The sequence below is a fragment of the Bacillus sp. 3103sda1 genome, assembly GCF_024159135.1.
Classification (GTDB): domain Bacteria; phylum Bacillota; class Bacilli; order Bacillales; family Bacillaceae_G; genus Bacillus_A; species Bacillus_A rhizoplanae.
On the sequence record NZ_JAMYWS010000001.1, the window covers coordinates 630137 to 655212 of the forward strand.

The 25076-nt window shown below is 35.7% G+C and carries 23 protein-coding genes and 3 pseudogenes; 20 read left to right on the top strand and 6 right to left on the bottom strand.

Annotated features, from left to right (window positions below):
* The first annotated feature begins 107 nt into the window (after positions 1–107).
* The 13 genes and pseudogenes from NKR74_RS03165 to fsa all read left to right on the top strand — a co-directional run bounded on the left by NKR74_RS03165 (position 108) and on the right by fsa (position 12455).
* A complete protein-coding gene (locus tag NKR74_RS03165) occupies positions 108–1568 on the top strand; it encodes an alanine/glycine:cation symporter family protein (RefSeq protein WP_253628602.1) in 1461 nt (486 codons plus the stop codon).
* Positions 1569–1708: 140 nt separating this feature from the next.
* The gene (locus tag NKR74_RS03170) at positions 1709–2437 is read left to right on the top strand and encodes an amino acid ABC transporter ATP-binding protein (protein ID WP_253628603.1); all 729 of its coding nucleotides are present in this window, start codon (positions 1709–1711) and stop codon (positions 2435–2437) included.
* Positions 2438–2449: 12 nt separating this feature from the next.
* The gene (locus tag NKR74_RS03175; protein WP_253628604.1) at positions 2450–3280 is read left to right on the top strand and encodes a glutamate ABC transporter substrate-binding protein; all 831 of its coding nucleotides are present in this window, start codon (positions 2450–2452) and stop codon (positions 3278–3280) included.
* A 74-nt stretch (positions 3281–3354) separates the two neighbouring features.
* Positions 3355–4011, top strand: coding sequence for an amino acid ABC transporter permease (locus NKR74_RS03180; protein WP_098309056.1), 657 nt, complete (start codon positions 3355–3357; stop codon positions 4009–4011).
* The gene (locus tag NKR74_RS03185; protein ID WP_253628605.1) at positions 4012–4656 is read left to right on the top strand and encodes an amino acid ABC transporter permease; all 645 of its coding nucleotides are present in this window, start codon (positions 4012–4014) and stop codon (positions 4654–4656) included. It begins immediately after the preceding gene.
* 284 nt (positions 4657–4940) lie between these two features.
* Positions 4941–6368: an amino acid permease gene (locus tag NKR74_RS03190; RefSeq protein WP_253628606.1), complete on the top strand. Its 1428-nt coding sequence runs from the start codon at positions 4941–4943 to the stop codon at positions 6366–6368.
* Entirely contained in the window at positions 6343–6720 is a 378-nt protein-coding gene (locus tag NKR74_RS03195; RefSeq protein ID WP_253628607.1) for an OsmC family protein, read from the top strand. The genes NKR74_RS03190 and NKR74_RS03195 overlap by 26 nt, the downstream gene beginning before the upstream one ends.
* 296 nt (positions 6721–7016) lie before the next feature.
* Positions 7017–7475: a MarR family winged helix-turn-helix transcriptional regulator gene (locus NKR74_RS03200; protein WP_230575181.1), complete on the top strand. Its 459-nt coding sequence runs from the start codon at positions 7017–7019 to the stop codon at positions 7473–7475.
* Positions 7476–7494: 19 nt separating this feature from the next.
* A complete protein-coding gene (locus tag NKR74_RS03205) occupies positions 7495–9114 on the top strand; it encodes an MDR family MFS transporter (protein WP_253628608.1) in 1620 nt (539 codons plus the stop codon).
* Between the two features lie 148 nt (positions 9115–9262).
* Positions 9263–10234, top strand: coding sequence for a LacI family DNA-binding transcriptional regulator (locus NKR74_RS03210; protein WP_253628609.1), 972 nt, complete (start codon positions 9263–9265; stop codon positions 10232–10234).
* Between the two features lie 13 nt (positions 10235–10247).
* On the top strand, positions 10248–11147 hold the full coding sequence (gene rbsK / locus NKR74_RS03215; RefSeq protein WP_253628610.1) for a ribokinase: 900 nt from the start codon (positions 10248–10250) through the stop codon (positions 11145–11147).
* Positions 11137–11489 (top strand): annotated as a pseudogene (rbsC, locus tag NKR74_RS03220) (ribose ABC transporter permease); the annotation flags it as partial. The gene rbsK and the pseudogene rbsC, both read left to right, overlap by 11 nt.
* Positions 11490–11807: 318 nt before the next feature.
* Positions 11808–12455 carry a fructose-6-phosphate aldolase gene (fsa, locus tag NKR74_RS03225; RefSeq protein WP_098309064.1) on the top strand — a complete coding sequence of 216 codons (648 nt, stop codon included), beginning with the start codon at positions 11808–11810 and terminating at the stop codon, positions 12453–12455.
* A 227-nt stretch (positions 12456–12682) separates the two neighbouring features.
* Here the strand turns inward: fsa and NKR74_RS03230 are convergent, their stop codons facing one another.
* Complete coding sequence (locus NKR74_RS03230) at positions 12683–13837, bottom strand: MFS transporter (RefSeq protein ID WP_253628611.1); 1155 nt, start codon at positions 13835–13837, stop codon at positions 12683–12685.
* Positions 13838–14356: 519 nt separating this feature from the next.
* On the opposite strand from NKR74_RS03230, the gene NKR74_RS03235 reads away from it, so the two are divergent.
* Complete coding sequence (locus NKR74_RS03235) at positions 14357–14824, top strand: NUDIX domain-containing protein (protein ID WP_253628612.1); 468 nt, start codon at positions 14357–14359, stop codon at positions 14822–14824.
* Positions 14825–15193: 369 nt separating this feature from the next.
* Here NKR74_RS03235 and NKR74_RS03240 read toward each other — a convergent pair whose 3' ends face one another.
* The gene (locus tag NKR74_RS03240; protein WP_253628613.1) at positions 15194–15628 is read right to left on the bottom strand and encodes a DUF6526 family protein; all 435 of its coding nucleotides are present in this window, start codon (positions 15626–15628) and stop codon (positions 15194–15196) included.
* 280 nt (positions 15629–15908) lie between these two features.
* Positions 15909–17084 carry a serine hydrolase domain-containing protein gene (locus NKR74_RS03245; protein ID WP_253628614.1) on the bottom strand — a complete coding sequence of 392 codons (1176 nt, stop codon included), beginning with the start codon at positions 17082–17084 and terminating at the stop codon, positions 15909–15911.
* Positions 17085–17548: 464 nt separating this feature from the next.
* Here NKR74_RS03245 and NKR74_RS03250 point away from each other — a divergent pair, with 464 nt between their 5' ends.
* A complete protein-coding gene (locus tag NKR74_RS03250; RefSeq protein WP_253628615.1) occupies positions 17549–18397 on the top strand; it encodes a phospholipase C in 849 nt (282 codons plus the stop codon).
* 104 nt (positions 18398–18501) lie between these two features.
* Here the strand turns inward: NKR74_RS03250 and NKR74_RS03255 are convergent, their stop codons facing one another.
* Positions 18502–18699 carry a hypothetical protein gene (locus tag NKR74_RS03255; RefSeq protein WP_253628616.1) on the bottom strand — a complete coding sequence of 66 codons (198 nt, stop codon included), beginning with the start codon at positions 18697–18699 and terminating at the stop codon, positions 18502–18504.
* Positions 18700–18946: 247 nt separating this feature from the next.
* Here NKR74_RS03255 and NKR74_RS03260 point away from each other — a divergent pair.
* The 5 genes and pseudogenes from NKR74_RS03260 to NKR74_RS03275 form a co-directional block, all read left to right on the top strand.
* A pseudogene (locus NKR74_RS03260) lies at positions 18947–19757 on the top strand (coiled-coil domain-containing protein); the annotation flags it as partial.
* Between the two features lie 233 nt (positions 19758–19990).
* Positions 19991–20167 (top strand): annotated as a pseudogene (locus NKR74_RS24240) (3D domain-containing protein); the annotation flags it as partial.
* 102 nt (positions 20168–20269) lie between these two features.
* On the top strand, positions 20270–20497 hold the full coding sequence (locus tag NKR74_RS03265; protein ID WP_253628618.1) for a helix-turn-helix transcriptional regulator: 228 nt from the start codon (positions 20270–20272) through the stop codon (positions 20495–20497).
* Positions 20490–20963, top strand: coding sequence for a DUF2178 domain-containing protein (locus tag NKR74_RS03270; RefSeq protein WP_253628619.1), 474 nt, complete (start codon positions 20490–20492; stop codon positions 20961–20963). The genes NKR74_RS03265 and NKR74_RS03270 overlap by 8 nt, the downstream gene beginning before the upstream one ends.
* A gap of 135 nt (positions 20964–21098) precedes the next feature.
* The gene (locus NKR74_RS03275; protein ID WP_253628620.1) at positions 21099–21734 is read left to right on the top strand and encodes a class A sortase; all 636 of its coding nucleotides are present in this window, start codon (positions 21099–21101) and stop codon (positions 21732–21734) included.
* A gap of 32 nt (positions 21735–21766) precedes the next feature.
* Here the strand turns inward: NKR74_RS03275 and NKR74_RS03280 are convergent, their stop codons facing one another.
* Positions 21767–23152 (bottom strand): peptide MFS transporter, encoded by a 1386-nt coding sequence (locus tag NKR74_RS03280; RefSeq protein ID WP_253628621.1) that lies wholly within the window; start codon positions 23150–23152, stop codon positions 21767–21769.
* A gap of 421 nt (positions 23153–23573) precedes the next feature.
* Complete coding sequence (locus tag NKR74_RS03285; protein WP_253628622.1) at positions 23574–24971, bottom strand: amino acid permease; 1398 nt, start codon at positions 24969–24971, stop codon at positions 23574–23576.
* Positions 24972–25076: the final 105 nt, after the last annotated feature.

The window sequence follows — 25076 nt, forward strand, 5'->3', positions numbered from 1 at the left end:
ATACAAAAATGTGTTTATTTTCTCAAAATAATATTGTATTGCATGAGGTGTATATTTTATACTTTTTATATATTCTGAAAATTCTAATTTATGAAGGAGGAGGATTTGTGGAAACCTTTGTTAATTGGTTCAATGGTATTGTATGGAGTCCTGCACTTGTTTATTTATGTTTAGGAGTAGGTTTATATTTTTCAGTTCGAACGAGATTTCTACAAGTTAGACATGTCGGTGAGATGGTAAGACTTACATTTCAGGGAGAGAAATCAGAAGCTGGTGTTTCTTCGTTTCAGGCACTAGCACTTTCTTTATCAGGCCGTGTTGGGACAGGGAATATTGCTGGAGTGGCTACAGCAATCGCTTTTGGAGGACCAGGAGCAGTCTTTTGGATGTGGCTTGTGGCCTTTTTGGGAGCTGGCTCTGCTTATGTAGAATCAACACTTGCACAAATTTATAAGACGAAGCACAAAGGGCAATTCCGAGGTGGTCCAGCATATTACATAGAAAAAGGACTAGGGATTAAATGGTATGCGATTGTTTTCGTTATGGCGACAATTCTTGCAACAGGGATGTTGCTTCCTGGTGTACAAGCGAACAGTATTGCGGTAAGTTTGGAAACAGCGTTTGGTATTAATACATCCGTATCAGGGGCAATATTAGTTGTTGTACTTGGTCTTATCATTTTTGGTGGTGTAAAACGTATTGTTAATGTAGCACAAGTTGTTGTGCCGTTTATGGCAGCTGGTTATATTCTTGTTGCTTGTTTAATTGTTTTTATGAATATTGATAAGTTGCCAGATGCTTTCATGCTTATTTTGAAAAGTGCATTTGCGTTAGAATCTGCATTTGGAGGGATTATCGGTTTAGCAATTTCATGGGGCGTAAAACGCGGGATTTATTCAAATGAGGCTGGACAAGGAACAGGAGCGCATGCAGCTGCTGCAGCGGAAGTATCTCATCCGGCAAAACAAGGACTTGTACAAGCATTTTCGGTTTACATTGACACATTATTTGTGTGCTCGGCAACAGCATTCATGATGATTATTACAGGGATGTATAATGTGTTTGATGCAAGTGGAAAAGGGTTTCTTGTTAATAACTTGAACGGTGCGGAACCGGGACCTGGTTATACACAAGCTGCTGTTGAATCTGTATTCCCTGGTTTTGGAAATGCTTTTGTTGCTATTTCTCTCTTTTTCTTTGCTTTCACAACCATTATGGCATACTACTACATTGCAGAAACGAATATTGCTTATTTAAATCGCGAAAAAGATCGTCCTTGGATGATATTTGTACTAAAGTTTATATTCTTAGCAACTGTATTCTATGGCTGTGTGAAAACAGCGGCAACAGCGTGGGCGCTTGGGGATATTGGTGTTGGTATTATGGCCTGGGTAAATATTATCGCAATTCTATTCTTGCAAAAACCGGCGCTTTTAGCATTGAAAGACTATGAGAGGCAGAAGAAGGAAGGGAAAGATCCTGTATTTGATCCTCAAGAACTTGGTATTAAAAATGCTGATTTTTGGGAGCATGAATATGGAAAAGATAAACAAGAAGAGGTTTCGTAAAAAGATAAAAGTGAAAGAAGCAAAGAGAGCAATCTCTTTGCTTCTTTTTTGTGTCTAAAAGATTACTAGTTATTTTTTTAGGTGTTTTCGAATATAAAAAACTGTATAGGCTTTTTTGAGTTGTAAAGGAGGGGAGTAGATTGATTGTCTTTCGCGATGTCAATAAATATTACGGCAGCTTTCAGGTTTTAAAAAATATTAATTTGCAAATTGAAAAAGGGGAAGTCGTCGTGGTCGTTGGTCCATCGGGATCAGGAAAAAGCACGTTGCTGCGCTGCATGAATCAACTAGAGATAATTACGAATGGTGAATTGTTTGTGAATGGTGTAAACGTGCATGAGATAAAGAAAGATATAAATCAACTAAGACGAAGCATCGGCATGGTATTTCAACATTTTTATTTATATCCTCATAAAACGGTGCTTCAAAATATTACACTTGCCCCGATAAAAGTGCTCAAAAAGCCGAAAGAAGAAGCAGAAAAAATTGCTATGTTTTACTTAGAAAAAGTAGGGATTACTGATAAAGTAAATGCCTATCCGCACCAACTATCAGGCGGACAGCAACAGCGCGTTGCCATTGCAAGGGGGCTAGCAATGAGGCCGGAGATCATGCTGTTTGATGAACCAACTTCTGCACTTGATCCCGAAATGATTGGCGAGGTACTCGACGTTATGAAAACATTAGCAAAAGAAGGAATGACGATGGTTGTTGTTACACATGAGATGGGGTTTGCTCGTGAGGTAGCTGATCGTATTTTATTTATGGACAAGGGTCAAATTGTGGAAGAAGCAACACCTGTTGATTTCTTTGCAAATCCAAAGCAAGAACGAGCACGATTATTTTTAAGTCGTGTGCTTAATCATTAAGGGAGGAATTCGATGATTAAAATGAAAAAGTGGTTTACACTTATCGCTTTTGCGTGTTTATTTACATTGATTGTAGCTGGGTGCGGAAATAAGAAAGAGGAAACGAAAGAAACTGTAAAAAATGAGAAAGAAACTGTTATTGATCAAATTAAAGAACGCGGAAAATTAGTTGTTGGTGTGAAGTATGATACGAATCTATTTGGATTAAAGAATCCGTCAACGGGCAAGGTAGAAGGATTTGATATTGATGTTGCGAAAGCACTTGCTAAAAAAATTCTAGGCGATGAGAATAAGTTAGAATTAAAAGAAGTTACTTCTAAAACGCGCATCCCGATGTTGAAAAACGGCGATATTGACGCAATTATTGCGACAATGACAATTACCGAGGAACGCAAAAAAGAAGTTGATTTCTCAGATGTGTATTTTAAAGCTGGACAATCTTTACTTGTGAAAAAGGGAAGTAAAATTAAGGATATAGCTGACGTGAAAAAAGGTGTAAAAGTGTTAGCTGTAAAAGGCTCTACTTCTACGAACAATATTCGTGCAAAAGCACCTGAAGCGACTGTGCTTGAATTTGAAAACTATAGTGAAGCATTTACGGCATTGAAGGCAGGGCAAGGCGATGTTTTAACAACAGATAATGCCATTTTATATGGTATGGAAAAGCAAGATGCAAACTATGAAGTTGTTGGAAAAATCTTCACCGACGAACCATATGGTATTGCAGTGAGAAAAGGAGAAACAGAGCTTACGAAAGTAATTAATGAGCTATTAAAAGAGATGAAAGCAAATGGAGAGTACGATAAGTTGTATGAAAAGTGGATTGGGAAAAAGCCTGAGTAAAACTACAAAATATATGATAACAAGAGGATGAGAAATAATCATCCTCTTGTTATAAAGAAAGAGGGGGAGAGTTTGTGCCCGATTTTTCTATTCTCTCAAATAATCTAGATTTGTATTTAGAGGGATTCCGATATACATTGATGTCTAGTATTGTTGCATTAATTGGTAGTTTTATTCTTGGCATCATAATCGCAGTGATGCGAATTGCACCAATTCGGGTTCTAAATTGGATGGGTACAACATATGTAGAGTTTATTCGGAATATCCCTTTAGTTCTAATTGCATTTGCTTTTTATTTTGCTTTTCCGGTAATTGGCGTTACATTAAGTGGCTTTGTTGCTGGTACAACTGCACTTACTATATATACAGCGGCTTTTATTACAGAGGCAATTCGTGCAGGAATTTTATCAGTTCCGAAAGGGCAGATGGAAGCAGCGCGTTCTTCTGGTTTAACGTACGTGCAAGCGATGTATTATATCATTTTACCGCAAGCAGTAAAAATTGTGATTCCGCCGCTAGGTAATCAATTCCTAAATTTAGTGAAAAACTCTTCTATACTAGGTATTATCGCTGGGGCGGATTTAATGTACCAAGGTGATTTAATCTCTACAAGAACATTTGTCACATTTGATGTATATATATTTGTTGGTATGTTTTATTTACTGTTAACTGTTCCGCTTAGCATGGGTGTTCGATACTTGGAGAAACACTTGGCGAAAGGAGCTGTGTAAATGGATTTTCGGGGTGCCTATACAGGAGATCATGTTATTTTTTTACTAAAAGGACTACTTATTACGTTAGAAATCGCTCTTATAGCAATCTTCCTTAGTTTTATAATTGGTAGTGTAATCGGTACGTTACGATATGCGAAAATACCGGTTGTATCAGCAATACTTGCCTGTATTGTTGAAATCATTCGTAATTTACCGCTGTTATTAATTATTTTCTTTACATATTTTGCGCTCCCAGAAGCTGGCTTGAAATTAGAGATTACAACAGCAGCCATTGTGGCTTTGACGATATTTGAAGCAGCGATGATATCAGAAATTGTTCGCAGTGGTTTATTATCAATTGAGAAGGGACAAATTGAAGCAGCGCGCGCTTCTGGACTATCGTATGTACAAACGCTTCAGCATATTATTTTACCGCAAGCACTGCGACGTATGGTGCCGCCGATTGTCAGTCAATTTATATCCCTTTTAAAAGATACATCGTTGGCGGTCGTAATTTCATTGCCAGAATTAATGCATAATGCTCAAATTATTAATGGTCAAAATGTAAACTATATGATTCCAACTTTTATTCTCGCCGCATGTATGTATTTCATTGTAAATTATAGCTTGTCTCTTTTTTCAAGACGTTTAGAGAGCAGATAAAGTGAAACTTCCATTAGTAGGGGGCTTCATCTCCCACTGATGGTTAGTTGAACCAATCAGGCATTAACGGGCAGTTATCCCCACCTATCTTCTTCGCTTTTCTCTCAATCTTGAGGTGGGGATCTTACTACCCGTTAATGCGGGATAACTCTTGCATATTATTTTATGCAAGAGTTATTTTTTTAGAAAAGTTTTAATTTTATATAGAAATTGTAAACGCTTTATTGTATATTTTATATTATCAGAAATTTTAAAATACAGAGTGCGTTTAGGGGAGGAAGAAGATGAAGCAAACAACGAATGAGCAATTACAGCGTACAATGAAAAGTAGACATTTATTTATGATTGCACTCGGAGGAGTAATCGGGACAGGTTTCTTTCTCGGATCAGGATATACAATTAATCAAGCAGGACCAGGAGGAGCAATTCTTTCATACCTAGTCGGTGGGCTTATTATGTATTTAACGATGCTTTGCCTTGGTGAACTAACAGTTGCAATGCCTGTTTCTGGATCGTTTCAAAAGTATGCAACGAAATTTATCGGACCTGGAACAGGATTTATGATTGGCTGGTTGTATTGGCTTGGCTGGGCTGTAACTGTTGGTTTAGAGTTAACGTCAATTGGTTTAATGATGAAAAGGTGGTTTCCTGATGTAAATACTTGGGTATGGTGCCTCGTGTTTGGCGGTCTTTTATTCATTACAAATGCAGTATCAGCAAAAAGCTATGCAGAATTAGAATTTTGGTTTTCAAGTATTAAAGTAGTTACCATTATTGGATTTATTCTTCTTGGTGGAAGTGCAATACTTGGGTTTTTACCATACGACGGAAAAGAAGCGGCGCCGCTTTTTTCTAACTTTGTACAAGATGGTGGATTATTTCCAAATGGACTTGGAGCTGTGTTACTAACAATGATTACTGTAAACTTCTCTTTCCAAGGAACAGAGTTAATTGGAATTGCAGCAGGTGAAAGTAAGGAACCGGAAAAAACGATTCCGCGTGCAATTCGTAATACAGTATGGCGCATTATGTTATTCTTCATTTTAACAATGACGATTTTAGTAGGACTGATTCCTTGGAAAGAAGCGGGAGTTATTGAAAGCCCGTTTGTTGTTGTATTTGATAAAATCGGTATTCCATATGCAGCGGATATTATGAACTTTGTTATTATTACTGCTCTATTATCTGTAGCAAACTCTGGGTTATATGCAGCAACACGTATTTTATGGTCGCTATCAAATGAAGGTATGGCACCAACTTCCTTTAAGAAGTTAAATAAAAGAGGTGTTCCTATTACTGCATTAGTTGTGACGATAGCTGTTGCAGCACTATCTTTATTAACAAGTGTATTCGCAGAAAGTACAGTATACATGTATTTACTATCTGTTGCAGGTTTATCAGCGGTAGCGAGTTGGATTATTATCGCATTTTCACAAATTCGATTTAGACAACAATATTTGAAGAATGGTGGCAAGCTGGAAGAATTAAAATATAAGACACCATTATATCCGATTGTTCCAATTGCAGCGCTTATTTTAAATAGCATTGTTGTGATTAGTTTAGCTTTTATCCCAGAACAGCGCATGGCATTATATTGCGGCATTCCATTTATCATTTTTTGCTACGTGTATTATTATATAAATAAGAAACGACAGCAAACGGTGCAAGTAGAAATGGGGAACGCATATGAAACTAACAGTCAAGCGCAATGAAATAACAACTGATCTTCCATATGGTGAATTGCAAATTGGAAAAGAAAATGGGTATACACCATTAGAACTTCTTATTGCTTCGATTGCAGGATGCAGTTCAATTGTATTTCGAACGATTTTAGAAAAAAAACGTATTACGTATAATGAGTTTACAATTGAAACTGAAATTGTAAGAAGTGAAGTTTTGTCAAAACCAGTGGAGAGTATTCATTTGCACTATAAAATAAAGGCGGAGGAAATCACGCAAGAGCAGTTAGAAAAGGCGTTAGAGCTTGCTGTGAAGAATTGTACGATTGTTCAATCCGTGAAGGATAGTATCCAAGTTATTGAAACAATTGAATTGATTTTATAAAAAAGTGAAAACTACCATTGCTATGTTTTGTATACATAGTAATGGTAGTTTTTGTTTTTGTAAAATTATCCCTCATAGTTTTATACTCTAATTTTTCTTGATTTTTGTTATGAGTTTGGTTATAAAATTGTGGGCGTTTTCATTCCGCTATTTGCGGCAAGTAAGCTCCTCTCGCCTGAAGATTCTAAGAAAACAAAGAACATAGGTGGAAGATAAAAATGTTTGACATTATTAATTGCACAGTTTAATATTTAAAGATGTTAAATATTTTAGGGGTTAAATAAGAGGTGGAACATATGCAAAATGATATAACTCATATTGATAAAATTCAGGCTCTTACATTTTCTATTGGAAAGAAAATGCAAACGGAGTTATTAGAGCAATTGCAATCATCTGGACTAACACCACCGCAATTTTATATTTTAAAAATCTTAAATCATTACGGTACAGCAAGAGCGACAGAATTAGCGAAGAAAATGTATGTGAAGCCAAGTGCAATCACAGTGATGATCGATCGTTTAATCGATCACGAATTAGTTTTACGCTATCATGATAAAAATGATCGCCGCGTTGTCGTAATTGAGTTAACGGCGAAGGGGAAAGATGTATTAGAAGAGGCAATGACTGCTCGGAATCAACATATTGCAAAATACTTTTCACAATTAGAAGTACAAGAGAGAGAAGACTTACTTCGTTTGTTTGAAAAACTAGAAGCAATTATTTGCCAAACATCAGAGAAGAAAGAGAAAAAATAAAGAGAGTCGAGGAGATTATATGGAACAACAAGAAAATCAAAATAGAACATTGTTGTTAATTGGTTTAGTTATCGCAATGTTATTTGCTGCATTAGACGGAACAATCGTCGGTACAGCAATGCCGCGTATTGTTGGTGAACTTGGCGGATTAAGTTTAATGACGTGGTTAACAACAGCATATATGTTAACATCAACAACGGTTGTACCGATTGCTGGTAAGCTGGCAGATTTGTTAGGTCGCCGCAATGTATATTTGACAGGATTAATTATCTTCATGGCTGGTTCTGCGCTTTGCGGTATGGCAAATGGCATGACAGAATTAATTATTTTCCGTGGTATTCAAGGGCTAGGCGGCGGTATTATGATGCCGATGGCTATGATTATCATTGGGGATATGTTTACGGGGAAAGAACGTGCGAAATGGCAAGGGATTTTTGGAGCACTTTATGGTCTTGCTTCTGTCATTGGTCCACAAATTGGTGGTTGGATTGTTGATTCAATGAGCTGGAGATGGGTGTTCTACATTAACTTACCAGTTGGGATTTTAGCGACAATCTTTATTGCAATGGGCTTAAAAGGAAAGAAACAAACTGGTCCAATTCAAATTGATATTGCTGGTATTTTCACTATGATTCTTGGTGTTGTGAGCTTATTATTAGCATTAACATTTGGCGGAAAAGACTACCCTTGGGGTTCTTGGCAAATTATTGGATTATTTGCGCTTGCAGTTATTGGTCTTGTAAGCTTTGTTATTGTTGAGTCAAAAGCGAAAGAACCGATTTTACCTATCCATTTCTTTAAAAATCGTACATTTACACTATTAAATACAATTGGTTTCTTTATGAGTGTTGGAATGTTTGGAGCTATTACGTTTGTACCATTCTTTATGCAAGGAATTGTAGGTGTAAGTGCTGCTGAATCGGGAACAATTATGACACCAATGATGATCACGATGATCATTACAAGTATTATTGGTGGTCAGCTTGTATTAAAGGTGGGAGTAAAGCCACAAATTATCACTGGAATGCTCATTATGGCCGGTGGATTCGGGCTTTTAACTACAATGGATATGCATACAAGTAAGCTCGTAGCATCGTCATATATGATGGTTATTGGTTTAGGAATGGGTCTTGTAATGCCAACCTTAACATTAGCGTTACAAGAAAGCTTCCCGAAAAAAGATCTTGGGGTTGTGACTTCATCAAGTCAATTCTTCCGTCAAATCGGTGGTACATTTGGGATTACTATTTTAGGTTCTATTATGAATAACACATCCGGTACAGTATTAACAGATAAGTTAGTACCTGTGCTAAATACGTTCCCACCACAAGCAGGGGAAATAGCGGCGAAGTTTAAAGACATGATTCACACAAATCCACAAGGGCTATATTCAATGTTATTTAGTCCAGAATCATTGAAGCAAATGCCAGAAGCAATCGCAAATAGCATTGTACCTGTCTTGAAGACATCATTATTAGATTCTCTTCATCATGTATTTATGACTGGATTAGTATTTATTGTAGTCGGTGCCGTATTTACACTTTTCTTGAAGAAAATTAAGCTTTCTGGTCGTAAAAAGGGAACAGAAGAACAAAAGAATGAAACAGAAGAGAAAGATGCAAGTGTATCTTATTCATAATAAGGAAGAGCATCGCCTATAATGGCGATGCTCTTTGTATTTTTACATAGATTTAATCGCGTCTTTTTACTTATAAACAATTGACGGATTTTACTGAATAAGTTATATTATTTGTGTAAACGGTTACATATGATAGAGAGGGAAAAGAATGAGTACGATAAAAGACGTCGCCAAATTAGCAGAGGTATCCGTTGCTACTGTTTCTAGAGTATTAAATAAGAATGGCTATGTGCATGAAGATACGCTTAAAAAAGTAAAGCGGGCAATTGAGTTATTAGATTATAAGCCAAGTACGGTGGCACGTTCTCTATCTAATAAGAGTTCTCGTCTAATCGGATTAGTTGTCCCAAACATCGTAAATCCATTCTTTCCAGAGGTAGCCCGGGCAGTAGAAGATATAGCTCATAAACAAGGATATACGGTTGTGCTATGTAATTCTGATGAAAGTTTAGAAAAAGAAAAACAATACATTGATGTGCTTATACAAAATAATGTCGATGGCTTTATTGTCGCAACAAGTCCGCAAAATAGTAGTAATTACATGAATTTACAAGTGCCGGTTATAGCAATTGACCGCATGTTTCATGAACGTATTCCAACAGTATATGCCGATAACTATGCAGGAAGTAAACAAGCGACAGAGCTTTTATTAGCAAAAGGATGTCAAGCGATTGCGCATATTCGTGGACCGCGAGATCTTAGTACAGCAAACGAACGTTTTCAAGGATTTATTGATGCTGTCACGAAGCAAAATGTTTCTTACGTTATTGCAGAAAGTGAATTTCATCCGACGAAAAGTGAATATGTTGCCTCAGAATTGCTTGAGAAACATCCACACATTGATGGTATTGTAGCAGGAAATGATTTGATTGCATTAGGGGCAGTAAAGGCAGCCTTGCAAAAGGGAATATCTATTCCAAATGAATTACAAATTATCGGATTTGATGGAATTTCTTTAGCTGAAATGATGTATCCAGCTATTACAACCGTCGCACAGCCTATTTATGAGATGGGTAAAATTGCAACGCAGTTATTAATTGAGAAAATAGAAGGGCGTCAATTAAAGGAAGAGCATCATCGTTTAGCAATTACAATTATAGAACGAAATACAACGAAGTAAGGAGAGAAAAAGATTGGCGAATATTGCGGTAATCGGCAGTATTTCCGTGGATTTAGTTGCCATTTCAAAAAAACGCCCCAAAGCTGGGGAAACAGTAATTGGGGAAGCATTTCATACTGCTCCAGGTGGAAAAGGTGCAAACCAAGCTGTAGCTGCAGCACGTTTAGGCGCAAATGTTGCGATGGTTGGAGCGATTGGAAATGATAATTACGGAAAGTTTGTTCGAAGAAATTTAGAGAATGAATGTATTTTTATTGATTGCGTGGAAACGATTACAAATAAAACAACAGGAATTGCCCATATTGTATTGGCTGAAGAAGATAATAGTATCATTGTTGTACAAGGTGCAAATCGTCTTGTAAGTGAGCAACTTGTAAATCATGCAAAGGATCTTCTTACGAAAGCGGATATGGTTGTTTTGCAGTTAGAAATCCCACTCGAAACAGTAAAGTATGTACTAAAAATTTGTGAAGAACATCAAATTCCAGTAATTTTAAATCCAGCTCCAGCACAAATACTGCCAGAGGAATTGTTACAAAAAGCAACGTATATTACACCAAATGAGCATGAATGCCGAATTATTCTAGATGATTTCACGTCACCAATTGAATTGTTACTTGAAAAATACCCCAATAAATTGTTGATAACAGAAGGCGGAAACGGTGTTCGATTTCATAATGGAACAGAGATTGTTCATGTACCAAGTATTTCTGTTGAAGTTGTCGATACGACAGGAGCTGGAGATACATTTAACGGTGCATTAGCAGTTGCAATTGCAGAAGGAGAAGAATTGCAAAAAGCGATTCATTTTGCAAACATTGCAGCAGGGCTCTCTGTAACAAAATTAGGAGCTCAAGGTGGAATGCCATCACGAGATAAAGTACGAGAAGTGCAGATAATTCTTGGATGGTGAAGTATTTATTAGTGTTGTTATGGCAACATTAAATTTAACGTATATTGAACTGTCGAATACATTTAAAATTATGACTTTTAGCGTAATTTTAACTTAGAGGTATTGACTTATCAGTAGGTTCTATTTTAGCATTACTACATACACTTATTGTTGGTATGAAATCGTTTTTTGCAATAGGAGTGGGATTGCTTGCTGTTCTTATAATGGGAATTATAAACGGTGTCATCGTTGAGAAAGGGGAAGTAGCAACTTTTATCAATAATGATGTTGTTTAGGGGCTTTATACTCGTTTGTATGGACAGACGTCTGATCACTGGTCTAGTTATTGCTTTGATATTTCAGTATGAGATATAACGAAGATAACTGCTGTTGCTATACTGTACTTGATTCTAAAGAAAAACAACGTATTGGTAGGCATGAAGAAGCAGAGGTGTGGCGTTACATAAATAATAGTTGATGTACAAAATGATTCAGAAAATCTCATTCAAAAAAGCGTATATGTAACCGGTATCATCTTTACAGATTCCAAAGTAGTTGCGTCAGCGGTAAGTGTGGAAAAAGAAAAAAGCGAAGAAAAAAAGTAAAAAAATTATTTTGATTGAATTAGGCGTTATTAAGCAAAAATAAACATATACTTGAATCCAGAAAGGAAGAAAAAACATGAAATTTTTTATTGATACAGCAAACATTGATGAAATTAAAGAGGCAAATGCTCTTGGCGTATTAGCAGGTGTAACAACGAATCCATCTCTTGTTGCAAAAGAAGGCGTAGATTTTCATGAACGCATTCGTGAAATTTGCAGTGTTGTAGAAGGCCCTGTAAGTGCAGAAGTTATTAGCTTAGAAGCAGATAAAATGATTGAAGAAGGAAAAGAATTAGCAAAAATTGCACCTAACGTTGTTGTAAAAGTACCGATGACAACAGAAGGTTTAAAAGCAGTGAAGGCTTTTTCTGATCTAGGTATTCGTACAAATGTAACATTAGTATTCTCAGCTGTACAAGCATTAATGGCTGCACGCTCTGGTGCAACATATGTATCACCATTTTTAGGTCGCCTAGATGATATCGGCCACAATGGTATGGATCTAATTCGTCAAATTGCAGATATTTTTGCAATTCATGATATTAAAACAGAAATTATTGCAGCATCTGTTCGTCATTCTGTACACGTAACAGACGCAGCATTAAATGGTGCACACATTGCAACAATTCCAGCAAATGTTATTGCTTCATTAGTGAAACATCCATTAACAGATCAAGGAATTGAGAAGTTTTTAGCGGATTGGGAAAAAACACAAGGAAAATAATTTTCTATGGAACGGTTCAACTTTCAAGTTGAACCGTTTTTTTATCCCGAATGAACGGGCAGTAAGCCCCCCACGGAAGGAAGTTTTGTTTTATTGAATTTTCTGTAAATTTGTAGAAAAAATGAATATTTCCTGGGGAATTGCCGGAATATGGCTGATACTTGCACATTTTTTCTGCAAATTGATTGTATCAATATGCTTTTGAAAATAAAAAACAATGATGGAATCTACCCCATCATTGTTTTTTTAAATCTTCCTCTTACATAAATCATCGAAGCAAATGTAAGCAAGAAAGCTGTTCCAATTACAAAACTTACGCTCGGTGAAGCTCCGATTGCTCCAACCGTAAATGATCCGCCAACAACACCGAGTGAGAAGAACGCATAGAATAATCCGAATGCTTTTCCGCGATTATCTTCTGTTGTATTTTCAACAAGTAAGGCATTAATAGAAGGAAAGAGAATTGCAAATCCAATTCCGTAAATGACCATGACAATAAAGAGCATGCCTTTTGTTGCAAATATACCAAGTAACGATAATGCAAATGCCATAACTGTAATACCAATGACCATCATTTTTTGACGGTTAAAGTAATCGTATATACGATTTGTTGGTAGTAAGAAGAAGAGGATTGCGGTGATTCCAAAGACACTAAGCATCATTCCCGTTAAGGAAGCTTTAAGTCCTAAAGCTTCTATTTTCATAGGTAACATATATGTGACAATTCCTTGTGAGAACATTAACGTAAAGGCACCAATGTATGCTTGTAATAACGGTTCGGATTTTAATAAACCAACCATATCTTCTTTGTTCATTACTTGTGTCTGTAATGTATTTGTTCTTGTTATATGATTTGGCAACAAGAAGAGCGAGACGATTGTCCCAAGTACCATTAAGATAGAAATTGTAATGAAGACCCAGTGTATCCCCGCGGTTGCTTTCATAATCCCACTGAAAGCAGGACCCACGATAGCTGCTGTTCCAACAGCTGCACCAGATAAAGCCATTGCTTTCCCTTGCTTTGTTGCTTCTGTTTGTTTTGATAAGAAAGTAAAGGCAGCTGGTATTAAGAAGCCGTCACTAAATCCGTGTAGAAAACGAACGATAATAAGTTGTTCACCGTTTTGGACGACGGTATACAATAAAACTATGAGACTCGTAATTGCCATACTAATAGAAAGAACTTTTTTTGCTCCATATTTATCAACAGACGCACCTGCAATAATATTGCCGATCATATTTGCAAATGAGTACATTCCAACGACAAGACCGATAATAAGAGGGGTTCCTCCAAGACTTTGCGCGTATGTACTCATAATGGGTAATTGTGAAAATGTATCTAAGAATGCAATGATAACAATAAAATAAATAAAGTATTTCAACCTTTTCACCTCTCTTTTGCTATTATGGCATAATGCTATTTTTCTCTGCAATAGAATTTATCCCGCATTAGCAGGCAGTAAGACCTTCATTGATGGAAGTTTCACTGCGTTTGTTATGTTTGGTGTCACTTTACCCATAAGTTGACCGCATTTGGAAGCATTAGTTGACCAGAAAACACTTACTTTTAGAGGCGATTATCTAATTATCTAACGGAATTGGAAGCATAAATTGGCCTTGAGTTAATGATTAACCCATAAGCTGGCCGTTAGTTTATGCGGAATTTTATACATATGGAGTAAAGGAAATAAAGACAATGATTGCTTTTAACCACTGATATAATGGGATGAATAAGAAACTGCATACGTAGGTGAAGAGGATGTTTCACAGAATGTTGATAAGCCGGGGATTGTTGGTGAGGAGAACTTCTGATAATGTTACGTTATGTTAACTTAATATGTATACAGTATTCAAACCTTCCTTAGTTAAAGGGGATGTAAGATTGAGAGGGGGAACTATAAATGAAAATTAGAAGTTCAGTGCAGGCAATTATAATTAAGGAGAACCACCTATTAACGATTAAGAAATATGACTACAACAAGTTTATGAATATCCTACCTGGTGGTGGTCAGGAACCAGGGGAAACTCTGAGAGAAGCTGTTGTCAGGGAATGCTTAGAAGAAACTGGCTTAAAAGTACAGGCAGGAGAGCTGTTATTTGTAAATGAGTACATAGGAAAAAATCATGAACATGCCAAGTGGGATAGTAATGTACATGTCGTTGTTCACCTTTTTGAATGTCTGTACCCCGATGATGATAATTCTTTCGGGAAGGGTACAGAACTTGATCCTGATCAATTAGGTCTTGAATGGTTACCTTTAGAAGATCTTCAAAATACAAATCTTTATCCCAAGGCAATGATACCGTTCCTAACAGAATATGTTTTTAGAAATAAGAAGTCGGTAACTTATATTGGGGATATGGGATAATATTTTTAGATTAAAAGAGAATAAAAGCAACTTCCGCTAACGATAATTATGTGAACTAAAGGTAGATTTGTTAAAAAGATATAAATGCGGTTTTAATGCAACAGAACCGAAACAGTTTCTGTTATCAACAAAAAAATAAAACTTTAGTCAATTTTGTCTAAAAGAAAACTATGCATCCATCGATTTCATCGTCGATATTCAATCGGCAAAATCGAATAAAAATTTACTTAATGTTCGTTAGGTACGTTTTACGTGTATTCACTTGATTGAATATCGACTGAAGTTTACTATGGGATAAACTTGGTGGAAAAATCATCCTAGCACTAAAAAACACGCTAGAAACCTGATTCTAACGTGTTTTTTCTCTAGTTAAATGCGATTATGGTCAGCCTTCCAATCCTTGATAGCTTTCTTAATGTCATCCGGCTTTAGCCCTTCGGCAGAGGCTTTTTTACACAAATCTGCAAACTCATTGTCGCTAGCGAATCGTAACGCGACAATTTGACCCATACTGAGGGCGGGATCGAGCAACTTTCCGGTTAGTACATAATAACGAAGGCTTTCCTCTGCTCGAATTGCCCGGTCTTGCGCCTTTAGTGCGTAGATTCTTACAAGCGCTGCAACGATAACGATAATAATCATAATCAATACAAGAATAACAGCTTGAAGAATATTAGTTCCCGCATTAATAGCGCGGACCATATTTGTAATTGCACCTACCAACGTTCCTAAAACTAAAAGTGTCAATACATAATGATATACAGGATGCATACGAGTATGGTTCTTATAATTTTGAGATTGCATGTATTTCCCTCCTATTCTCTATCTATCTTATTTACTCCCATTTAAATGTATAACTCGCAACGACAAACGCACCAATGAGGCATCTACAATATTAGTAGGAACACATACTACAAATTCTCCTCTGATTGTTTATAAAAAACTTCCGATAACAAGAATTATGTAAAAAGTAAAACCGTTCATCAGGACGTTTTTTTGTATTTTTTGCTTAGCTTGGTTTTCCTCCAAAATGCTAGTGATACCCCTCTGTTGAAAATAGGACATTACCTAAGAATTTAACATGCTAATAAAGCAAAGGAATGAATTTGCTGAAAAGTTTCGATTGTAGGTCATCCTTTGCATGAATGTTATTAAGCGAATAAATAGTGAGTCTTTTAAAATCCTCTGTGACTACAAATCCATTCAAATAACCTGGTCTAGCTCCAGATTTCCCCCATAGGACTCTACCATTAATTTTTGCTTTTGCAAGACCCATGCTATATACCGCTGGATTCCCATTCAGATCCTTTACATTTGGAACAGCAAACATTAAATCTAATTGTTTTTGAGGAAGTAGTTTTCTTTGAAACAAGGCTGTTAGAAAACGATTTAAATCTTCCGTTGTCGATATCATATCACCTGCAGCCCAAGTCAACGATTGATTCCATGTTGTTACATCTATCAAGGATTTTGTTCCATCTGTGTTTATCACCTCTTGATAGCCATGAGTATGAGAACCGCTAATATTCGGATCGTTTCCTGGTACATAGGTGTTATACAAACCTAAGGGTTTTAAAATACGAATTTCTAGTTGTTGAGCATATGTTTCACCTGTTACCTTTTCCATGATCATGGCAGCAATGATCGTATTGATGTTTTTATAATTTTGTTTTGTACCTGGCTGAAACTCTATGGGATTTTTTGTTGCAAGTTTGATAATTTGAGTAGGTGTCCATTGATCTAAACGATGTTCGTATTGCCATTGGAAATCATCAGGTAAATTAGAAGAAGGAAGACCACTAGTATGATTGAGTAATTGTCCGACTGTTATTTTTGGGTAATTTAAAGGCAATAGATTTGGTAGATAATGTTGTACAGACTGGTTCAGATTAATTTTATGTTCCGCTACCAACTGTAACACCATTGTTGTTGTAAATACTTTTGTTATACTTCCAATGCGGAAGCGATCATTTTTCTTTACAGGAGTTTGTGAATCAAGATTAGCGATTCCTTTTTCACATTGCCAACCACCTGCTTTTCCCGAAACCAAAATTTGAGCCGCAATATTTTCTTCATCAGGTAGCTGTGAAATGGTTTCAGTAAGAGTCTTCACATCTAACGGAGGTAAATCGTGATCCACTTGACTTTCTGTAGTAGTTAAGCAATCACTTGGCACTTCTGCGTAGACATTTGGTAACATTTGAAAACCACTAGTTAAAACAAGTATTGCCAACGTAAAACGAAAAAATGTGTTTTTCAAAATGATCCCCCTTGTTTGTAATTGATTCAGCTTTTATTAAGGTACTTTCCTTAAATAAGAAGTAAAGCTTTTTCCTCCCAAAATTCATTTTATTAAATTAGCACGCTCATTATTCTAAATTGATTTTCCTTATTTTGGTCTGTTCGGCTTGGCGAAAGCTAAAAACTAGCCGAAAAAAGTTTTGCAAGGAGGGAGCAAAGCGGACAAGGTGGAGTAAAGAATAATATATTTTTGGAATATTTACAGTATTTTATTGATTTGTTTATATAAGATTAACATTTCTCTATTATGATTAGGCTGAATTACAACAGTCGGGCTTATATGAATTCACTTAATTATGTATATTTATATATTTTGTTTTCTCAATAGGTAATCATGAAAAGATAGGATATCCTTATAATAGATTCATCAAATAACCTCAGAAGTTCTACTTCATATATAAATATAAAATGGGAGGATTTTGGATGAAAAAGAAAGTATTAGCACTAGCAGCTATGGTTGCTTTAGCTGCACCGGTTCAAAGTGTAGTGTTTGCGCAAACAAATAATAGTGAAAGTCCTGTACCGGTTCTAAGATGGTCAGCTGAGGAGAAGCATAATGAAGGGGTTAGCACTCATTTGTGGATTGTAAATCGTGCAATTGATATCATGTCTCGTAATACAACGATTGTGAAGCCGAATGAAGCTGCTTTATTAAATGAGTGGCGTACTGATTTAGAAAATGGTATTTATTCTGCTGATTACGAGAATCCTTATTATGATAATGGTACATATGCTTCTCACTTTTACGATCCGGATACTGGAAAAACATACATTCCTTTTGCGAAACAGGCAAAAGAAACAGGTACAAAATATTTTAAGCTTGCTGGTGAAGCATACCAAAAGCAAGATTTAAAACAGGCATTCTTCTACTTAGGATTATCGCTTCATTATTTAGGAGATGTAAATCAGCCGATGCATGCAGCAAACTTTACGAATCTTTCGTATCCAATGGGTTTCCATTCTAAATACGAAAATTTTGTTGATACAATAAAAGATAACTATATAGTTTCAGATAGTAATGGATATTGGAATTGGAAAGGGGCAAACCCAGAAGATTGGATTCAAGGATCAGCGGTAGCAGCTAAACAAGATTATCCCGGCATTGTGAATGATACGACAAAAGATTGGTTTGTAAAAGCAGCTGTATCTCAAGAATATGCAGATAAATGGCGGGCAGAAGTGACACCGGTAACAGGAAAGCGCTTAATGGAAGCACAGCGCGTTACAGCCGGTTATATACATTTGTGGTTTGATACATATGTAAATCGCTAATGATTTATAGAAAGACCAAATACTTACTCTTTAAGTATTTGGTCTTTTTTCATACTAACCTGGACACAGTTATAGCTAAAGGAAGGTGCTTTATAATTGTTTAGTTAATAATTAGTAAAAGATAACAATAAATTTTGTAATGTATGATGTTGTCGATTGATTTCTTCATGCTCACTTACAACCGTTAATACATTTTCATGTAATAAAGTGATAACATTTTGATGTTCTTTCTCTTTTTGATGTAATTGCTGTTCTAACTCTTGTACTTGATTCTGTTTTTGTAAACATAATATTCTCCCCAAGCTTCTATGATTTGCTATTTCCTATTGTTAATAGATAGTAAGATTTTGCTTATAGAAGTTTCACTTTATATTAAAATTCAGCATTATTTTTAAATATATATATAAAATTTAAAAAATATCTAACTGTATTTATTATATTTTTTGACATTTGTTATTTTTATCCATAAAAAATAAACTGTATTTAATGAGTTTGTAAACAAACTGTAAAATAAATAATGTATAACTATAATATGAAGGGAGTCGGATTATGAACTATTTTAAGCGTATCAGTAGCGTTGTATTAGCTGGATTCATTTGTTTTTCTAGTACAGTTGCTGTAAAAGCTGAGTCAAACGACGATAAACTAAACAACATGCAGCAGCAATTGCAGCAGAATGACAGTACTATTCAGCAAAAAGAGCAAGAGAAGCAAGCTGTAATGAAAGAAATTGAAGATATTGAAAAAGAATTAAAAGATTTAAATGATACTATTTCTAAAAATAAAACAGAGCAAGACCAAATTCAGCATAAAATTGATGAGACAAATAAACAAATTGAACAAAAAAAGAAAGAGATTATTGCGTTAGAAGATAAAGTACTTATGCGTAAAGATATTATGAAAAAACGTATGGTCTCTGTTCAAGAGAGTTCAAATGTGAGTTTAGTAGTAGAGGTAATTGTAGAATCAAAAAATATTGCAGATCTCTTAGAACGTATGAATGCGGTTTCTACAATTATGGATGCAGATAAAGAGATTCTTCGTTTACAAGAACAAGATCTTCAGCAAATCGAAGATGATAAAAAAGCGATTGATGAAAAGGAAAAATCTTTAGAAGTAGACAAACAAAAATTAGCAAAAGCACAGAATGAGTTACAAGAGAATTTAAAGAAACGCCAAGAAAGCTTACAGTCTGTGCAAGCAAAATATAATGAAGTTTCAAGTCAACTTACGCTTGCTGCGCAAGAAAAATCAAAGATTGAAGCAGATATGAAGAGCGTACAAGATACAATTGCTCGTGAGCAAGCGGCAGCAAAAGCAGCAGCAGAAGCACGCGAAAAAGAAGCTGCAGCGGAAAAAGTATCTGCAGCAGAAGAAGCAAAGGCAAGAGGAACAGCATCAGGATCGGGATCAGGATCTACATCTACATCTACATCAAATAACGGCCCTAGCAAAGGCGGAAATGAGATGTATGTAGAAGCTACGGCTTACACAAATGATCCAAGTGAAAATGGGAAGCAGCCTGGTGAGCATGTATATACGAAATGGGGAGAATATGATTTAACTGCAAATCCAAATATGAAAGTAATTGCTGTTGATCCAGCGGTTATTCCATTGGGTTCACACGTATGGGTGCAAGGATATGGAGAAGCTATTGCTGCTGATACTGGTAGTGCTATCCAAGGACATAAAATCGATGTTTTCATGCCAAGTAAAGAATCTTCTAAAGCTTGGGGGAGAAAACAAGTACGTGTTGTAGTTTTAGATTAAAATAAAAACCTACTTTGTAAAAAGCAAAGTAGGTTTTTTAAATTATTAAATGTTAAGTTGAGTTTACATTTTGTGAAGTTTAGCATACAATAATGGTAAGAGGTGGTAAATTTGGCCATTTATAATCGAGTAAAAGAGCTACGAGCCCGTTTTAATTTTACGCAAAGCGTATTGGCTGAAAAAGTGGGGGTAACGAGGCAAACCGTTGCAGCCATTGAAAAAGGGGATTATGTGCCATCATTATTATTGGCGCTCATGATTTGTGATGTGTTTGGTTTACAGATGGAAGAAGTATTTGTATTACAAAAGGAGGAAGAAGAAAATGAATAGAATTGGTCTTTCTTATGTAATAAATATATTTATTCTTGCTATAGTTGGTTGGGCATTTGTTGAGTATTTTCATGTCATTACGGATCTTGCAAACATCATACGTACTGAAAAGCAAACGTGGACTGTTGCGATGAATATAACGCCAATTACATTGATATTGATTGTAGCGGTAGGGGTATTCATTGGTTACAAGGTACAAAAAAAGAAATATAAGAAATTATCATTTTGGACATTTCCGTTACTATTTCCAAGTGAAGATGAGAGAGAGGAAATATTGACCGCGAAAGCGTGCCGTACTACACTTCTTTCGTTAGGGTTTATTATGCCTGTTGCAGCTGCCTCGTTAGTTGTTTATCCACTATTCAATCGAAGCATTCCAGAATATCCGCTATATGTATTATTTTTCGTTGTACTAATCCAAATTACAGTATTTCATATTTCTTTATATCGCAATAAGGTTGTGTGAAAGATGTGCAAAATTGCACATCTTTTTTTGCATCGGGAAGTGTCGTTTATATCTTGCGTATGTTACTTGTATATCTAGCATTCTTATTTTATCATTTTATATAAGAGGAATTTTGTGAGAGAAAGGAATTGGGGCATGAATAAAAAAAGGATTTATAGTATATTAGCACTTCTATTATTTGTGGTAGGTGGTATTTTAATTGCAAAACCATTTTATGATGGTTACAAAGCTGGAAAGATGCAAGACGAAAACATACAAGCGATTAAGAAAATGAAGTACGAAAAGCAAGAAACAAAATTTGTTGATGCTTCTAACATAAAACAACCGGACTTAGCGGATGTGGCAAATGCTTCATTAGATGAGAAGCAAGTTATCGGGCGCATCGTTATTCCAAGCATTGGATTAGAGCTACCAATTCTAAATTCTTCGACAGAGAAAAATTTATTATCAGGTGCAGCAACGGTAAAAGAGAAACAAGAGATGGGAAAAGGGAATTACGCATTAGCAGGACATAATATGTCAAAAAAAGGTGTATTATTTAGCGATATTTCGAAATTAAAAAAGAACGATAAAGTATATTTATATGATAGTGAAAATGAATACGAGTATGAGGTACAACGTGTGACAGAAGTAACGCCGGATAAATGGGAAGTTGTTGAAGATCACGGAAAAAATGAAGTGACACTTATTACGTGTTCATCTGTACTTGATAACTCGAAACGATATGTAGTGTCTGGAGACTTAATGCAGGTGAAGAAAGTAAATAGTTAAAAAAAAGATGAGGGGTTGCACCCTCATCTTTTTTATTCCATCATTTTTACTAATTTCTTTGAAAGTAATAGCAATATACATCCTAATAAAATAGCGGTAGCTCCAATAACAGCAAATACTTCTGAATAACCTAATGAAGTTGTAAAGTTTGCTAACTGTCCACCTAAAATATTAGCGACACCTGTACTTGCGAACCAAACACCCATTAATAAAGATGCGAGTTTGACAGGAGCGAGTGCACTTACCATTGATAGTCCGACTGGAGATAAGAACAATTCACCTAACGTATGGAATAAGTAAGTAAAGACAATAAAGAGCAGATTTGCTTTTTCGGTAATGTCTTGCTCATTACTTCCTGTTTTTAATGTAGCGACAAGAAGAATCATATAACCAATTCCAAGTAAAATCATACCGAGACCCATTTTTGTTGGGATTTTCAAATCACCGCGTTTTGTAGAAGCAAGCTTTGTCCAAAGTACTGAAACAACTGGTGCTAATAAAATAATAAATAGTGGGTTTACAGATTGAAACCAAGATGTTGGAATTTCCCAACCAAATATAGTGCGATCTACAAAGCTATTTGTATATAACGTTAAAGAACTACCAGCCTGTTCAAATCCAGCCCAGAAGAAAACAACGAAACAAGTTATTATGATAATAACAGCTGTATGCTGTTTTTCTTTTTTTGTTAATGGTGTATTTCCAGCTGTTTTGTTGCCAGTTCCTGTTTGTAAAGCTGCTGTCGGTTTTTTACCAATGTCACCAAGATAACGATTGGATAATGTTGTGAATAAAATTTGTCCGATAACCATTCCGATGGAGGCAGCTAAAAATCCATATTGGTAACCATAATGAATAACGCCATCTACTGTTGTTTTAAACAAATCTTCTGATAAGTATCCGCAAACGAGTGGAGCAAGGAATGAACCAACGTTAATTCCCATATAAAAAATCGTAAAGGCACCATCACGACGTGAATCATTTTCTGGATATAACTCTCCAACAAGAGTGGAAATGTTTGGTTTAAAGAAACCGTTCCCGATAATAATGAGCGCTAACCCGAGGTATAGCCCTAAGTGACTTTGCAGTGCAAATAATGTAAGGTTACCAAGTGCAATTGTTATACCACCGATTGTAATAGCTAATCGTCTACCAAGATAACGATCTGTTAAGAATCCACCAATCAATGGGGTGAAATAACAAGCGCCTGTATAAAAACCGTAAATAGTAAGTGCCCAGCTTTTACTAAAACCAAGACCACCATTTATTAAGGCTGTTGTTAAATATAATGTTAATAATCCTCGTAATCCGTAATAACTAAATCTTTCCCACATTTCTGTGAAGAAGAGTAAGTATAAACCTGGAGGATGCTTCTTTTTTTGCTGTTGTTTCTCATCAAGGTGTATGGCAGCTTCCATATATAATTCCTCCTGACATGAATAAAAATAAAATTAATAGTTTTCTCTAATTAATAGTTTTACATATTTAATAGTTTATATTGTTAACTATTAAAAGTCAATAAAGGTAGAGTTTCCGTAAGAAATTGGAAATGAAATTTGTATACGTATGTTTAGTGAAACGAATACAATAAAAGTAAAAGAAAAAAGATGCTTCCAAATAACAGTTTAGTTAATTTGGAAGCATCTTCTTTGGTTAAATTATTCATGTCATATATTACACGATCGCCGATATTGTAACGGTTTATTATATCTATTCATTCATAAACTTTTGAATGAATAGATGGTCATCAAATTGAACTGACGGGCAGTAACAACCTTGATTCGTTTAATTAATAATCAGTGTAGGGTGAAGAAAACCCCTGCTAATCAAAGTTTTACTTTATCCTATCTTTGAAGGAGATTTAAGCAGTTTATCTGTTTTATGAAATCCTTTCATATAATAAACAGCAACTAAAGCGATAATCCAAATCGGTCCAACGATTAATGCGATACGTGTATCAGTAGAATATGCCATAACTCCTAATACTAAAACAAGGAAAGCGAGTGTAATATAAGAGCTAAGTGGATACAGTGGCAATTTGTACGTTAATTTATTTTGTGCTTCCTGTGATAATCCTTTACGGAAGCGTAGCTGTGCAACTAAAATGACGCCCCAAGTCCAAATTGCTCCGAATGTTGAAATACTAGTTAGCCACGTAAATACTTTTGCAGGAACAAGATAGTTTAAAACAACGCCTATTAATAATACGAAAGCTGTTGCTAAAATTCCTTTACTTGGAATACCGTTTTTATTTAAATGACCAAACTTTTCTGGTGCCTGTTTTTGCTGTGCTAATGTAAATAGCATACGGCCTGTACTAAAGAGACCACCATTACAAGAAGAAAGGGCAGCTGTTAATACAACAAAGTTAATAATTCCTGCTGCTTTCGCGATGCCGATTTGTTCAAATGTTAGTACAAATGGACTTCCTTTTTCGCCAAACTCATTCCATGGGTAAATCGCCATCATAACGAATAGAGCCCCTACATAGAAAATTAAAATACGCCAAAAAACGTTATCGATTGCTTTAGATAATGTTTTTTTCGGATTTTCTGCTTCTCCAGCTGTTACACCGATTAACTCCACTCCTAAGTAAGCAAATAGTACCATTTGTAGAGAAAGAAGAAGACCAGAGAAACCATTCGGGAACCAACCACCGTGAGACCAAAGATTTGAAATTCCAGTCGCTACGCCGCCATTTCCAAAACCAAATAGAATAATACCAGTACCGATTACAATCATACAGATAATTGTGACAATTTTAACTAGAGCAAACCAAAATTCAAGTTCTCCATACACTTTAACAGATAAAAAGTTTAATGCACTCATTAATACGAGAGCAATCAGCGCCCAAATCCAACGTGGAATGTCAGGGAACCAATATTCCATATAAATACCTGCGGCTGTAATTTCAGCCATACAAGTAACAACCCATAAAAACCAATAATTCCAGCCTGTTATATAACCTGCTAATGGGCCTAAATAGTCATGTGCATATTTACTAAACGAACCGGCAACAGGTTGTTCAATTGCCATTTCTCCAAGCGCACGCATAATGAAAAAGATAGCAAGGCCTGCAATGATATAACCAAATAAAATGGATGGTCCTGCTAGTTTAATAGCAGAAGCTGATCCTAAAAATAATCCAACTCCAATAGCAGATCCAAGAGACATAAGTGTAATATGTCGTTGTTTTAATCCGCGATTTAAAGTTTCTGCTTTGTCTGTGTGCTTCATAGTAAGCCCCCTTTATTATAAGAAAAAATAGTGTATTCGCTTACAAAGTGTCTAACTATTTAAAATTATAAAACATTTATCGCTGTTATGCTACAAAAAAAGACA